This window comes from Salipiger mangrovisoli (assembly GCF_015223355.1).
Lineage (GTDB): Bacteria > Pseudomonadota > Alphaproteobacteria > Rhodobacterales > Rhodobacteraceae > Salipiger > Salipiger mangrovisoli.
The window spans coordinates 104371-117893 of the sequence record NZ_JADFFK010000010.1 but is presented as its reverse complement, the minus strand read 5'-3'; the positions used below and the strand labels follow the sequence as shown (position 1 = coordinate 117893).

General features: G+C 68.6%; 12 protein-coding genes. 7 read left to right on the top strand and 5 right to left on the bottom strand.

Features of this window, described 5'->3' with window-relative positions; genetic code table 11:
• Positions 1–18: 18 nt before the first annotated feature.
• Positions 19–513, bottom strand: coding sequence for a GNAT family N-acetyltransferase (locus tag IQ782_RS14665; protein ID WP_194135409.1), 495 nt, complete (start codon positions 511–513; stop codon positions 19–21).
• A gap of 360 nt (positions 514–873) precedes the next feature.
• On the opposite strand from IQ782_RS14665, the gene IQ782_RS14660 reads away from it, so the two are divergent.
• From IQ782_RS14660 to IQ782_RS14630, 7 genes are all read left to right on the top strand, one after another.
• Positions 874–2073: an aminotransferase class V-fold PLP-dependent enzyme gene (locus IQ782_RS14660; RefSeq protein ID WP_194135408.1), complete on the top strand. Its 1200-nt coding sequence runs from the start codon at positions 874–876 to the stop codon at positions 2071–2073.
• Between the two features lie 140 nt (positions 2074–2213).
• A complete protein-coding gene (locus IQ782_RS14655; RefSeq protein WP_194135407.1) occupies positions 2214–3635 on the top strand; it encodes a cryptochrome/photolyase family protein in 1422 nt (473 codons plus the stop codon).
• Positions 3636–3789: 154 nt separating this feature from the next.
• On the top strand, positions 3790–4233 hold the full coding sequence (locus IQ782_RS14650; protein WP_194135406.1) for a TrgA family protein: 444 nt from the start codon (positions 3790–3792) through the stop codon (positions 4231–4233).
• A 5-nt stretch (positions 4234–4238) separates the two neighbouring features.
• Entirely contained in the window at positions 4239–5345 is a 1107-nt protein-coding gene (locus tag IQ782_RS14645; protein WP_240989303.1) for an NUDIX domain-containing protein, read from the top strand.
• A gap of 59 nt (positions 5346–5404) precedes the next feature.
• On the top strand, positions 5405–6439 hold the full coding sequence (locus tag IQ782_RS14640; protein ID WP_194135404.1) for a cysteine synthase A: 1035 nt from the start codon (positions 5405–5407) through the stop codon (positions 6437–6439).
• On the top strand, positions 6436–8895 hold the full coding sequence (locus tag IQ782_RS14635) for a DUF3772 domain-containing protein (protein WP_194135403.1): 2460 nt from the start codon (positions 6436–6438) through the stop codon (positions 8893–8895). The genes IQ782_RS14640 and IQ782_RS14635 overlap by 4 nt, the downstream gene beginning before the upstream one ends.
• Positions 8896–8904: 9 nt before the next feature.
• Positions 8905–9621 (top strand): alanine--tRNA ligase-related protein, encoded by a 717-nt coding sequence (locus IQ782_RS14630; protein WP_194135402.1) that lies wholly within the window; start codon positions 8905–8907, stop codon positions 9619–9621.
• A gap of 44 nt (positions 9622–9665) precedes the next feature.
• On the opposite strand, the gene IQ782_RS14625 is transcribed toward IQ782_RS14630, so the two are convergent.
• The 4 genes from IQ782_RS14625 to IQ782_RS14610 form a co-directional block, all read right to left on the bottom strand.
• Positions 9666–10613 carry a DMT family transporter gene (locus IQ782_RS14625; protein ID WP_194135401.1) on the bottom strand — a complete coding sequence of 316 codons (948 nt, stop codon included), beginning with the start codon at positions 10611–10613 and terminating at the stop codon, positions 9666–9668.
• Positions 10614–10653: 40 nt separating this feature from the next.
• Positions 10654–11388, bottom strand: coding sequence for a tellurite resistance TerB family protein (locus tag IQ782_RS14620; protein WP_194135400.1), 735 nt, complete (start codon positions 11386–11388; stop codon positions 10654–10656).
• Between the two features lie 161 nt (positions 11389–11549).
• Entirely contained in the window at positions 11550–12968 is a 1419-nt protein-coding gene (locus IQ782_RS14615) for a protein adenylyltransferase SelO (protein WP_194135399.1), read from the bottom strand.
• A gap of 27 nt (positions 12969–12995) precedes the next feature.
• Complete coding sequence (locus tag IQ782_RS14610) at positions 12996–13478, bottom strand: GNAT family N-acetyltransferase (RefSeq protein WP_194135398.1); 483 nt, start codon at positions 13476–13478, stop codon at positions 12996–12998.
• Positions 13479–13523: the final 45 nt, after the last annotated feature.

The window sequence follows — 13523 nt, the reverse complement described above, 5'->3', positions numbered from 1 at the left end:
CGCTTCTTTATCTGCGGCTCAGTCCAGACCGAAGGCCGGATGAAAGCGCAACGCACCCTCGGGCAGGTCGGGGCCGAAGGGCAGGGCGAGGACCACCTCGGGGGGAATGCCCTCGACGGTCAGTCCCGGTGCCTGCCGGAAGCCGAAATGCCGGTAGAACTCGGGGTTTCCCACCAGCACCACGCCCTTGCAATGCGAGGCCCGCAGCTCGGCCAGCGCCGCGCGCATCAGCGCCGTGCCGATCCCCGAGCGCTGGCGTTCGGGGGTGACCGAGATCGGCCCGAGCCCCTGCCAGCCGTGATGCCCGGCGACCTCGACCGGCGAAACGGCCACATGCCCGAGCAGGGCGCCCTCTTCCTCGGCCACCAGCGAGACGGTCAGCGCCCCCGCGGCACGCAGTCTTTCCACGATGGCGGCCTCGGTGCCCTCGGCATGGGTGGCGCTGGCGAAGGCGTGCGTGGTAAGGGCAGAAATCGCCTCGGTCTCCTCCGGTCCCTCGGTCCTGATGTGCATGGTGCTCCTCCTCACTCACAATGTTCGGCACGGGCACCGCCCGCGCTCGGGGAAACGCCCGGCGCTGCCGGACGCGCCAGCGGTGATCCGCTTGCGCCACGGCATCGGGAATGGCTCGCGCGAGCCCTTCGCGGCGATCATGCCATCTTGTGCGATGCAGGTCACCTCAGGGATCCCGAGGCGGCGATCGAGGAACGTGCAGGCCAGGCTTCCCACATCCGGGAAGGTTTCACATGCAGGCGGGCGATGCGCAGGGCGCGGCACATGGCGTTCCGGCACGCGCGCCGACCTGCGCGAGATGGGCGCCTTGACCCTGCGCGCCGCCAGCGCTTTTCTGCGCCGAAACCTCAAGGAGCCGAAATGCTAGACGTCGATTACACCCGCAGCCTGTTTCCCGCCTTTGCCGAGCCGTCGTTGCAGGGCCTGGCGTTTTTCGAGAACGCGGGCGGCTCCTATACCTGTGCGCCGGTGATCGATCGGCTGACGCGCTTTTACCATGCGCGCAAGATGCAGCCCTACGGGCCCTACGCGCCCGCCCGCGATGGCGGCGCCGAGATGGACGAGGCGCGGGTTCGCATGGCGGCGCTTCTGGGCGTGGACACCGACGAGCTCAGCTTCGGTCCCTCGACCAGCGCCAACACCTTCGTGCTGGCCAATGCCTTCCGCCGGTTCCTGAAGCCGGGCGAGGCCATCATCGTCACCAACCAGGACCATGAGGCCAATTCCGGTCCGTGGCGGCGGTTGGCCGAGGAGGGCATCGAGATCCGCGAATGGCGGATGGATCCCGAGACCGGCCATCTTGACCCGGCGGCGCTTGCGGATCTGCTCGACGCGAAGGTGCGGCTGGTGTGCTTCCCGCATTGCTCGAACGTGGTGGGCGAGATCAACCCCGTCGCCGAGATCTGCACGATGGTCCACGCCGCCGGGGCCTTTGCCTGCGTCGATGGCGTCAGCTACGCGCCGCACGGCTTTCCGGACGTGGATGCGCTCGGGGCCGACATCTATCTCTTCTCGGCCTACAAGACCTATGGTCCGCACCAGGGGCTGATGGTGATCCGGCGGACGCTTGGCGAAGAACTTCCGAACCAGGGGCACTATTTCAACGGCGGCACGCTCTACAAGCGCTTCACCCCGGCGGGGCCGGACCACGCGCAGGTCGCCGCCTGCGCCGGCATGGCCGATTACATCGATGCGCAGGCCGCCCATCACGGCACCGACGCGCGCGGCGTCGCGGCGCTGATGCGGGCGCAGGAAGTGGCGCTGACGCAGCCGCTGCTCGACTACCTCGCCGGGCGCAACTCGGTGCGGGTGCTGGGCACGGCCGACGCCGAACGCCGCGCTCCGACCATCGCGCTGGAACACGCCCGACCGGGGCTCGAGCTGGCCGAGGCGCTGGCCGGGCACGGCATCATGGCGGGAGGCGGCGATTTCTACGCGGTGCGGGCGCTCGAGGCGCAGCGGGTCGACCCGGAAAAGGGCGTGCTGCGGCTGTCGTTCACCCATTACACCTCGCAGGACGAGATGACCAAGCTGCTGGAGGCGCTCGACGCGGTGCTCTGAGCTGGGCGCCTCCGGCACCGCCGGATGTGCGTATTTGGAAAGAGAAGAAGCGGCAGGCTGCGGCCCTGCCGCCGCCGCGGCACCGGGCTTGACCTCGCGCCGCGGCGGGACAGTTTTGCGTCAGTCAAGGAGGTGCCCGCATGGCCGATGTTTCCCCCACGTTGCTCTGGATCCGGCGCGATCTGCGCCTGTCGGACCATGCCGCGCTGAGCGCGGCGGTGGCGCGCGGCGGGCCGGTGATCCCGGTCTTCGTGCGAGACCATACCGTGGACGCTTTGGGTGCGGCGCCGAAATGGCGGCTGGAGCAGGGGCTCGAGGCCTTCATCGCGGCGCTGGAGGAGAAGGGGTCGCGGCTGATCCTGCGCGCCGGGCCGGCGCGCGAGGTGATCCCCGAGCTGGTGCGCGAGACCGGTGCCGGCGCGGTCTACTGGCAGCGCGCCTATGATCCCGCCTCGGTTGCACGCGACACGGACGTGAAGTCGGACCTCAGGGCGGCGGAGATCGCGGCGGAGAGCTTCAGCGGGCACCTGCTGTTCGAGCCGTGGAGCGTCGAGACCAAGCAGGGGGCCTACTACAAGGTCTACAGCCCCTACTGGCGCGCGGTGAAGGACCGCGAGGTGGCGGCGCCGGTGGCCGCGCCGGCGAAGATCCCGGTGCCGCGGGACTGGCCGGAGAGCGCGGCGCTGGCGGATTGGCACCTCGGCGCGGCGATGAACCGAGGCGCGACGGTGTTGTCGGGCCATGTGTTGCCGGGCGAGGCGGCGGCGCAGGCGCGGCTTGGAACCTTCATGCGTGACGGGGTGGCGGAGTACGGCGAGAGGCGCGACCGTCTCGACCAGCAAGGCACCTCGCGGATGTCCGAATATCTCAGCCTTGGCGAGATCAGCCCGGCGCGCTGCTGGCACGCGGGGCTGCGGGCGCAGGCCGAGGGCAAGGCAGGTGCGGGAAAATTTCTCTCGGAACTGGCGTGGCGCGAGTTTGCCTATCACCTGATGTGGCACACGCCCCATATCCTCGAGGAGAACTGGCGCGAGGAATGGCGGGCCTTCCCCTGGAAGGAGGACCGGCGGCTGCGCGAGGTGCGGCTGTGGGAACAGGCGCGCACCGGCATGGCGGTGGTCGATGCGGCGCTGCGCGAGATGTATGTCACCGGCTACATGCACAACCGCGCCCGGATGATCGTGGCGAGCTACCTGACCAAGCACCTGATGGTGCACTGGCGCATCGGGCAGGCCTGGTTCGATGACTGCCTGATCGACTGGGACCCGGCGGCCAACGCGATGGGCTGGCAATGGGTGGCGGGCTGCGGGCCGGATGCGGCGCCCTATTTCCGCGTCTTCAATCCCGAGACCCAGGCCGAGAAATTCGACCCCGAGGGGGCCTATCGCCGAACATGGATCGCGGAGGGGCAGGCGCAGCCGCCGCAGAGCGCGCTGGACTATTTTGCGGCGGTGCCGCGCAGCTGGCAGCTGGACCCCGCGGCGGAGTACCCCGCGCCCGTGGTCTCCGCGCAGGAAGGCCGTGCGGCGGCGCTTGCGGCCTACGAGCAGCGCGAGTTCTGATCCCGCGCGCAGCCCGGAGGCCTGCGCGCATTGTTGACCGGGAGGACGCAGACGGGTGACGTCAGCGCCGCTTCGGCGGTCTCTGTCTTGCATCCTTCCGCGCGGCGGCGTTAGCTACCGGTTAACAATTGCTTAGGGTTCGGAGGGCCTCCGTATGACCACCGCTGCGCGCCTCGTCGCCGCTCTGTGCCTCGCGCTGCTGGCCTTCATCGCCTCGCGGTACATCATGACCTCGCTGATGCCCGACACCACGGTGTTCGGCTATTTCCTGTGGGTGAACGTGATGCTGGGTCTGGTGTGCGGCTGGCGGGTGCTCGGCGCGCGGGCCGGGCGCGGCATGGCGAATGGCATCTCGGCGGGGATCACCGCGACGGCGACGCTGGTGTTCTGGGGGGTGATGGTCCAGGCGCTCAACGAGATGTTCCGCCTGGCCATGCGCCACAGGTACGACAGCATGATGGAGGCGGTCATGGCGGTGTTCCAACTCTTCCTTGATTTCGGTGCGCATCTGATCGACGGAGGGTTCATCGGCCTGATGATCGCCGGCGCGGTGCTGTCCGGCGCGCTGACGGAAGTGGTCGCGCGCAACTGGAGATGACTCGCATGAAGGTTTTCCTGTCGGGGACGCTGGCGGATACGGCGCTGCTGGAGATCGTGCTCGGCCGCGCGGCGGACCTGGTGCCGGCACGTCTTCCGGGGCATGTGGTGCTTGATCCCGAGGGCGGCGCCGATCGGCTTACGGCGCTTCGTCCCGATCCGGAGCAGGTGGCACCGGGGCTCTTGCTCGACGCGAGCGCGGCCGACGTGGAGCGGCTGTGTTACTTCACCGGCTGGCAATCCGAGGAGTTCCTGGATGTGGCGCTGCCGGGGGAGGCGGAACCGGTGCGTGCCCGCATCGACCTTAGCGCCGAGGGTGCCCCCTGGACGGGGGGCGCGCACGATCCGCAGGCGGCAGAGCTTGGCTGCGAGATCGCGCGGGAGATCATGCGCGGCCATGGTCGGCGTTCCGCCGCCATGGTGCGCAAGATCCGGCCCTATCTGGCGGCGCGGGCCTGGCCGCGGGTGCTGGCGAATGCCGAGACCCCCTGCACGCTGCGCTCGGACCGCACGCGCGAGGGGGCGGTCTGCATCCTCGAGGACCGTCCGGCGCATGACGGGTTCTTCCGGATGCGCGACTTCACGCTGCAACACGAGCGCTTCGATGGCAGCGTGTCGGAGGTGATCCACCGCGAGGGCTTCGTGGCCTATGACGCGGCGCTGGTGCTGCCCTACGACCCGCGGCGCGACCTGGTGTTGCTGATCGAGCAGATGCGCTACGGGCCGATCCTTCGCGAGGACAGGCACCCCTGGGTGCTCGAGCCGGTGGCCGGGCTGGTCGATGCCGGCGAGAGCCCCGAGACCTGTGCCCGGCGCGAGGCGGTCGAGGAGGCCGGGCTGCATCTCAGCACGCTCGAGCCGATGGTGCGGGTCTATGCCTCGCCGGGCTATACCAGCGAGTTCTTCCATTGTTTCCTGGGCCTCTGCGACCTTGGAGACCACAGTGGCGGCATGGGCGGGCTCGACAGCGAGCACGAGGACATCCGCAGCCACGTGTTGCCCTTCGAGCAGGCCATGCAGCTGGTCGACAGCGGCGAGGTCAACGCCGGGCCGCTGGCGATGATGCTGCTGTGGCTGGCACGGGCACGTGAGCGGCTCCGTTCGGCGGCTTGAGTTCACCCCGCGTCCGCCCTACACCTGACTTCCAACGAAGTGACGAAGTGGAGAGACCCATGCGCGTGGCACAGGATCTGGCGCAGGCCGTCGGACATACCCCGATGATCCGCCTGAAGAAGGCCAGCGAGATGACGGGCTGCGAGATCCTCGCCAAGGCCGAGTTCATGAACCCCGGTCAGTCGGTGAAGGACCGCGCGGCGCTGTACATCATCAAGGACGCGATGGAGAAGGGGCTGCTGGAACCCGGCGGCACCATCGTCGAGGGCACGGCGGGCAACACCGGCATCGGCCTCGCGCTGGTCGGTGCCTCGATGGGCTTCCGCACGGTGATCGTGATTCCCGAGACCCAGTCCCAGGAAAAGAAGGACATGATCCGTCTGGCCGGTGCCGAGCTGGTGCAGGTCCCGGCGGCGCCCTACCGCAACCCCAACAACTACGTGCGCTACTCGGGCCGGCTGGCCGAGCAGCTGGCGAAGACCGAAACGCATGGCGCGATCTGGGCCAACCAGTTCGACAATGTCGCCAACCGTCTGGCCCACGTGGAAACCACCGGCCCCGAGATCTGGGAGCAGACCGGCGGCAAGGTTGACGGCTTCATCTGCGCGGTGGGCTCGGGCGGCACGCTGGCCGGGGTCGCGGGGGCGCTTCAGCCCAAGGGCGTGAAGATCGGCCTTGCCGACCCGATGGGCGCGGCGCTCTACAGCTATTACACCACCGGCGAGCTGAAGGCCGAGGGCGACTCGATCACCGAGGGCATCGGCCAGGGGCGGATCACCGCCAACCTCGAGGGGTTCACCCCCGATTTCGCCTACCAGGTGCCGGATGCCGAGGCGCTGCCGGTGGTCTTCGACCTGCTCTCCGAGGAAGGGCTCTGCGTCGGCGGCTCGTCGGGCATCAACGTCGCTGGGGCGATCCGCATGGCCAAGGAGATGGGCCCGGGTCACACCATCGTCACCGTGCTCTGCGACTATGGCACGCGCTACCAGTCCAAGCTGTTCAACCCCGGCTTCCTGCGCTCGCGCGACCTGCCCGTGCCGAGCTGGCTCGACCGCTCGCCTGCTTCGATCCCCGGCGTCTTCGAGGACGTATGATTGCCCTGATCCGGCGCTGCCTTGCCGCTTGCGCGGTGACCCTGCTCTGCGCGACCCTGGCGGTCGCGCAGGCCCAGGACATCGACTACACCACCTGGGCCAAGCTTGCCGATCAAGCCGATGGGTTGCTTGACGGGCAGGACGTTACCGTCAAGCAATACGAGGACCTGCGCAGCGATATCGCGGGATGGCGCGACAGCTTCCTGCGCGCTGAAAGCACCAATGCCTCGCGCATCGGCACGTTGCAGCAGCAGCTGGACGCGCTGGGGCCGGCGCCCGCCGAGGGCGAGAGCGAGGCCGCGGACATTGCCGCCCGCCGCGCCGACCTGAACCAGCAGCTCTCGGATGCGCAGGCGCCGGTGCGCCGCGCTCAGGAGGCCTATACCCAGGCCAACGGGCTGATCGGCGAGATCGATACCAGGATCCGCGAGATGCAGACCAGCCGTCTGCTGACCCTCGGACCGTCGCCGCTGAACTGGCAGCTTTGGGGACCGGCCCTGAACGACGTGGTGGAAGCCGGGAATTCGCTGGTGCAGGAGGTGCGTGACAACGTCGCCTCGGAAAGCAAGCGCGCGGCGGCGCGCGACAACCTGCCGGTGATCATCCTGCTCGTCGGCCTGTCGGCTCTGTTGGTCATCCGCGGCCCGGTCTGGGTGCGGCGCATCGAGGAATGGCTGCGCCGGCGGACCCGGCGGGGCACCGGTGTCTGGCGCTTCCTCGCATCGCTCGGCTCGATCCTGGTGCCGCTTGGCGGTTTGATCCTGCTGGTCGTGGCCGCGACCATCTCCGGGCTGCCCGGCACGAACCTCACTGTGGTCATGTACTCGGTGCCGATCTGGGGGCTGGTGCTGCTCTACATCCGCTGGCTGGCGGGTGAGAGCTTCAACAGCGACGACTCGATCGCCACCATGCCTCTGCCCAACTGGCAGCGCACCGAGGCCTGGCTCTATGCCTCGGTCCTCGCGCTGCTCTTCGTGCTGCGCGGCATGGGCCAGACGCTGTCGCAGATCTTCGAATTCTCGGATGCGACCAACGCGATTCTCGACTTCCCGCTGATCGTGCTCACCGCGCTCATGTTGTTCCGCCTGGGGCACATCCTGTCGGGCCTCAGTCAGATCGAGCCCGACGAGGGCGACGGCACGCTGCTCGAGGGCTCGACCTTCCGCATGCAGCTGGCCCGGATGATCGGGCGGCTGGCGATGCTGTTTGCGATCTTCGGGCCGATCATGGCGGCGGTGGGCTATCACCGGGTCGGCCAGGGTATGGTCTTTCCGGCGGTCCAATCGCTGGCGCTGCTGGCGCTGGTGCTCGTGCTGCAACGGTTCATCAAGGATCTCTATGCGCTGATCACCCGCAAGGACCCGGACGACAGCCTCATCACCGTGCTGGCAGGGGTCGTCCTGATCCTGCTCGCCCTGCCGGTCATGGCGCTGATCTGGGGCGCGCGGATCGCCGATATCACCGAGCTCTGGGCGCGCTTCCAGGAAGGCTTCCTGCTGGGCGACGCGCGGATCTCTCCGACCAGCTTCCTGACCATGCTGGTGGTCTTTGCCGTCGGCTACGGCATCACCCGCCTGCTGCAAAGCGGGCTGCGCAGCTCGATCCTACCGAAGACCAAGCTCGACATCGGCGGGCAGAACGCGGTGATCTCTGGTCTGGGCTATGCTGGCGTGATGCTGGCTGCGGTGATGGCGATCACCGCGGCGGGGATCAACCTGACCGCGCTCGGCTACGTCATCTCGGCGCTGTCGGTCGGCATCGGTTTCGGCCTGCAGAACATCGTGCAGAACTTCGTGTCGGGGATCATCCTGCTGATCGAGCGACCGATCAGCCAGGGCGACTGGATCGAGGTCGGCACCAATATGGGCATCGTGAAGGACATCTCGGTGCGCGCCACGCGGATCGAGACCTTCGACCGCACCGATGTGATCGTGCCCAACTCCGACTTCATTTCCGGGACGGTGACAAACTTCACCCGCGGCAATGTCATCGGGCGGGTGTTCACGACCGTCGGTGTGGCCTATGGCTCCGACACCCGGCGGGTCGAGGAAATCCTGCTGCGCATCGTGCGCGAGCACGACATGGTGCTGATGAACCCCGAGCCTTCGGTGGTCTTCGCCCGCTTCGGCGCCGATTCTCTGGAATTCGAGATCCGCGCAATCGTGCGCGACGTGAACCAGAAGGTGCGGATCCTGTCGGACTTCAACCACGAGATCTACGCGCGCTTCGTGGAAGAGGGCATCGAGATTCCCTTTGCGCAGCGTGACATCTGGCTGCGCAACCCCGAAGCGCTGTATCCCTCTCGGGAGACGCCGAAGGACCCGGCCGCGCCGGAGGGCGCGTCGGCTGCGCGGCAGGACCACAAGGGCACCGGCGGCGAGCGCTCCGCCTTTCCGGCCGTCGGACCGGAAGAGGATATCGGGGCGGAAGACGATGTCGGACCGGAAGACGACTAGGAGAGTGATGTGACGGAACGACTGTTCCTTGAGGATGCCTATCGCCGCGAGGCGCCGGGTGAGGTGATGGGGCTTACCGAGGAAGGGGGCATCCTGCTTGATGCCTCGCTTTTCTACGCGACCAGCGGCGGTCAGCCCGGCGACAGCGGCCGACTGCGCTGGCCGGGGGGCGAGATCGAGATCGCCACGGCGGTCAAGGGGGAGGGCGAAACCATTGTGCTGGTGCCCGCCGAACCCAAGCCTCTGCCCTATGTCGGTGCGCGGGTGACGCAGGTGCTGGACTGGGAACGGCGGCACCGGCACATGCGCGTCCATACCGCGCTGCACCTGCTGTCCGTGGCGCTGCCGCTGCCGGTGACCGGCGGGCAGATCAGCGCCGGCAAGGGGCGATTGGATTTCCTCATGCCCGAGCCGCCCGAGGACCGCGAGGCGCTCGAGGCGCAGCTCAACGCTTTCGTCGCGCGCGACCTGCCGGTGAGCGAGACCTGGATCACCGAGGCCGAGCTGGACGCGAACCCCGAACTGGTCAAGACGATGAGCGTGCAGCCGCCGCGCGGTGCCGGACGCATCCGGCTGGTGCGCATCGGTGCAGGTCCCGATCAGATCGACCTTCAGCCCTGCGGCGGCACCCATGTGGCCCGCACCGGCGAGATCGGTGAATTGCGCCTTGGCAAGATCGAGAACAAGGGCAAGCAGAACCGGCGGGTGAACCTGCTGGTCGGCTGACGCCGCGGGCGCGCTGCGCGTCGAAGGTTGGCGCGGGTGGAGGTTCAGGAGAGAGGGGGCTTTGCCCCCTCGGCGCTGCGCACCTCACCCCCAGCGTATTTGGAAAGAGAAGAATCTGAGGGCGGGCGCGTGGCGCGGCGGCGCGTGCCGAGGATGTAGAGCGCCAGGCTGATGACAACGAGGCCGCCGCCAAGCAGCATGCGCGGGGTTGGCGCTTCGTCGAGGAAGGCCCAGACCCAGACCGGGCCGAGCACCGTTTCCAGCAGCATCAGCAGGCTGACGTTGGCCGCCGCCGTATGGCGTGAGGCCGAGCTGAGGCAGAAGAAGGACACCGGCAGGATCACCACGCCTGTGGCGAGGATCGGCAGCACGTGGCCCTCGGTCAGCGCGCCCGTCGGGACCAGGGCCAGCCCGCAGAGCCCCGCGATCAGGGCTCCGGTGCCCATGGCGGGCATCAGCGGCAGGGCCGGGGCATGGCGCAGGGTGACAAAGCTCAGCCCGAGCGTGAGCGCCACTCCGAAGCCGCAGAGCGCCCCTGCGATGGCGCCGGGGCTGGCCGCGAGGTCTCCCTTGCCGCTCACCGCCAGACCGATGCCGAACAGAACCGCGGCCATAGTGATCCAGGTGGCGCGGCTCGTGGGCTCGCCATAGAGCAGCCGTGACAGCACCGCGGCGCAGACCGGCATGGTCGCCACCGCCAGCAACACCACCGCCACCGGCGCGACTGCGATGCCGAGCGAGAAAAGCGCGGCATTGGCGCTCTGGCAGGCAATCACCGTCAGACCGGGGCGGGACAGCAGCAGGTGTAGGTTGCGCGGCCCGCGCGCCGTGGCGAGGAAGATCGCCCAGAACATCGCCCCCAGCGCGAGCGCGCGCCAGACCAGCATGGACAGGCCTTCCATACCCGACAGGCGCATGAGCAGCGTATCGGGCGTCAGGACCATGGCGCCCAGGGCGGCGAGCCCCAGGCCGTAGTAGGGATGTTTCTGCATGCGGGCCTTCGGAAATCGTGCCGGAAAACCCGGCGATGGGTCAGGCGTAGAGCGGCTGCAGGCCCATCTGCATGTGAAGCGCGTTCACCGCGGTTTCCGGCAGCCCCATCGCCTTGGCGAGACGATCAAGGTATTCGGCCTCTTTCGGCGTGTCTACCGTGATTGCCATCAGCGAGGCGGCATAGACCTGGGTTTTCTGCGCGTCGGGTGTGTCCTTGGCCAGCGCCTCGGGGTCGAGCTTGGCGGCAAGCTGCGCCTTGAGGAAGGCGATGTCCTCGGCCGAGGCGTCGGCGCCGAGCGTGTCGGTCAGCTTTGCCTTTTCGGCGGCATCGATGTCTCCGTCGGCCTTGGCGGCCTGGATCATCGCGCGCAGCATCAGCCCGGCGGCGCTCTCGGCCTCGGGGGCTGCTGCCTGCGAGGCGCTCATCTTGTCGAGCATGTCGCCGAGGTTCTTGCCACCCATGTTGGCGGCCTTGGCCGCCGCCGCGAGCATTCCCGCGAGGCCGGTGCTGGCCGCCTGACCGGCTTGCTCCATGCCCGGCAGCCCGCCGAAGCCGCTTTTCTTGAGTTGCTCCATGATGGCACCCAGCGGGTTGCCGCTGCCGCCGAGCATCTTGCCCATCTGCGCCTGCAGCGAGGTGCCGGGCTCGGAGCCGGGGATCTGCGCCTTGCCGCCGATCAGCGTGCCGAGACCCTGCTCGCCCGACAGCCGATCGACACCGCGTGCCGCGGCATATCCGATGGCGATCTTCGCCAGAGTGCCCATGAGACTCATCTTCGCGCTCCCTTCTGCATGCATGTGCTGACTGACTTTGCGGTCAGAGTGCCGGAAGCGCTTACCTAGGGGAAGGAAAATTCCCCGATGGGCGGATTTGCGCGCTTTTCCCGACGCTTTGCGGGTCTTGCCGGGCCGTGCGGGCTTGCGCGCGGCCGCGGTCAGGTGCCGCAGAAGGTCGCCCGCACCACTTCCCCCGGCAGCGGCGGACGGCGCAGATCCTCGGCCTCGGGCTGGTCGTCATAGGGACGGGCGAGCACGGCACCGAGATGGTGGAAGAGGCTTTCATCGCCCGACATTGCCGCGGCGATCGCCTGCTCGACCCGGTGATTGCGCGGGATGAAGGCGGGGTTTGCGGCGCGCATCCGCGGCGCGGCGCCCGCGTCGCCGGCAATGCGCTCCTGCCAGCGCGCGTGCCATGGGTCGTAGGCGCCGCGGTCGGCGATCTCGTCCCGCGCCGAGCCGGCGGCGAGGGCGCGGAAGGTGTTTGTGAAATCCGACCCGCCCGCCTGCATCAGGTGCAGCAGGTCGGCGATCAGCCGCGCGTCCTCGGGCGCCGGTGCGGCAATGCCCAGCTTGAACCCGAAGCGGGTCAGCCAGGCACCGCGGATGAGGTTCGGCATGGCGTTGATGATCTCGGTGAACTCCGCGACCGCGGCCTCCTGGTCCTGTACCAGCGGCACCATTGCCGTGGCGAGCTGCGCCATGTTCCAGACGATGATGTCGGCCTGTGCCTGGTAGGCATAGCGCCCGTGCTGGTCGATCGAGGAATAGACGGTGTCGGGATGGTACTGGTCCATGAAGGCGCAGGGACCGTAGTCGATGGTCTCGCCCGAGAGCGTGCAGTTGTCGGTGTTCATCACGCCATGGATGAAGCCGAGCGACATCCAGTGCGCCACCAGCTCGGCCTGTCGCTGGCAGACCGCGGCCAGCATTTCGCCGGGGGTCTTGGCCTCGGGGTAATGCCGGTCGCGGGTGTACTCGAAGAGCTGGTGCAGCTCGGGATACTGCTGGCGCGAGGCGAAGAGCTGGAAGGTGCCCACCCGGATATGGCTGGCCGCAACGCGGGTGAAAACCGCGCCGGGCAGGATCGTCTCGCGATACACATCCTCGCCGCTGCGCACCGCGGCCAGCGCGCGCGTGCTCGGCACGCCAAGCGCATGCATCGCCTCCGAGAGCAGGTACTCCCGCAGCACCGGACCCAGCGCCGCCCGCCCGTCGCCGCGGCGCGAGAAGGGGGTGGGGCCGGAGCCCTTGAGCTGGATGTCGCGGCGCACGCCGGCCTTGTCCACCACCTCGCCGAGCAGCAGTGCCCGGCCGTCGCCGAGCTGCGGGGAAAAGCCGCCGAACTGGTGCCCGGCATAGATCTGCGCCAGCGGCTCCGCGCCCTCGGGCAGCGTGTTGCCGGCGAAGATCGCCGCGAGGAGCGGGTCCTCGGTGCCGCCGATCCCGAGCTCCGCGGCCAGCCCGGCGTTGAACGCGATGAGCTTCGGCGCGGCCACCCGCGCCGGTTCAAGCCGCACATGGAAGGCTTCGGGCAGGCGGGCGTAGCTGTTGTCGAAGGGGATCGTGAGGGTCATGGGGTACCATTTAGGCAGCGGAGGCGCTCAGGCAAAGAGCGGCTTCTCCAGGGTGATCGATGTCGGCCGGTCAAAGCCTGGGTGGGCCTTTTCCGCGGTCTTGATGAAACCGAGCCGCGCAAAGGCGGCGTGGTTCCGGGTCAACTCGACGCGGGTCTCGAGCCGCAACCGAGGCAGGCCCCGCCGGCGCGCCAGGCTCTCGGCCTCGGCAAGAAACGCCCGGCCGAGTCCCGCGCCTTGCGCATCGGGGGCGATGGCGAGCTTGCCGATGTAGAGCGCATCGGGCTGCTCGGCGAAGAAGGCACAGCCGAGAAGCGGCGGCCCTGCGATGTAGAGATGCTCTGCCGCGGCGCGGTCGCGCAGGCTTGCGGGCGTCAGAAGATGCGCCGAGGAGGGCGGATCGATACGCCCGTCCATATAGGCGAAGCTGCCGCGGATCAGCGCAAGCAGTTCCGGCCAATCGGAAAAGCCCTCGGGGGCGGCGCGCGGGGCGGCGAGAAGGTCGGGCATGGCATAGGATCCCTTGCTGGCGCGAGCATAGGGACGACGGCGGGA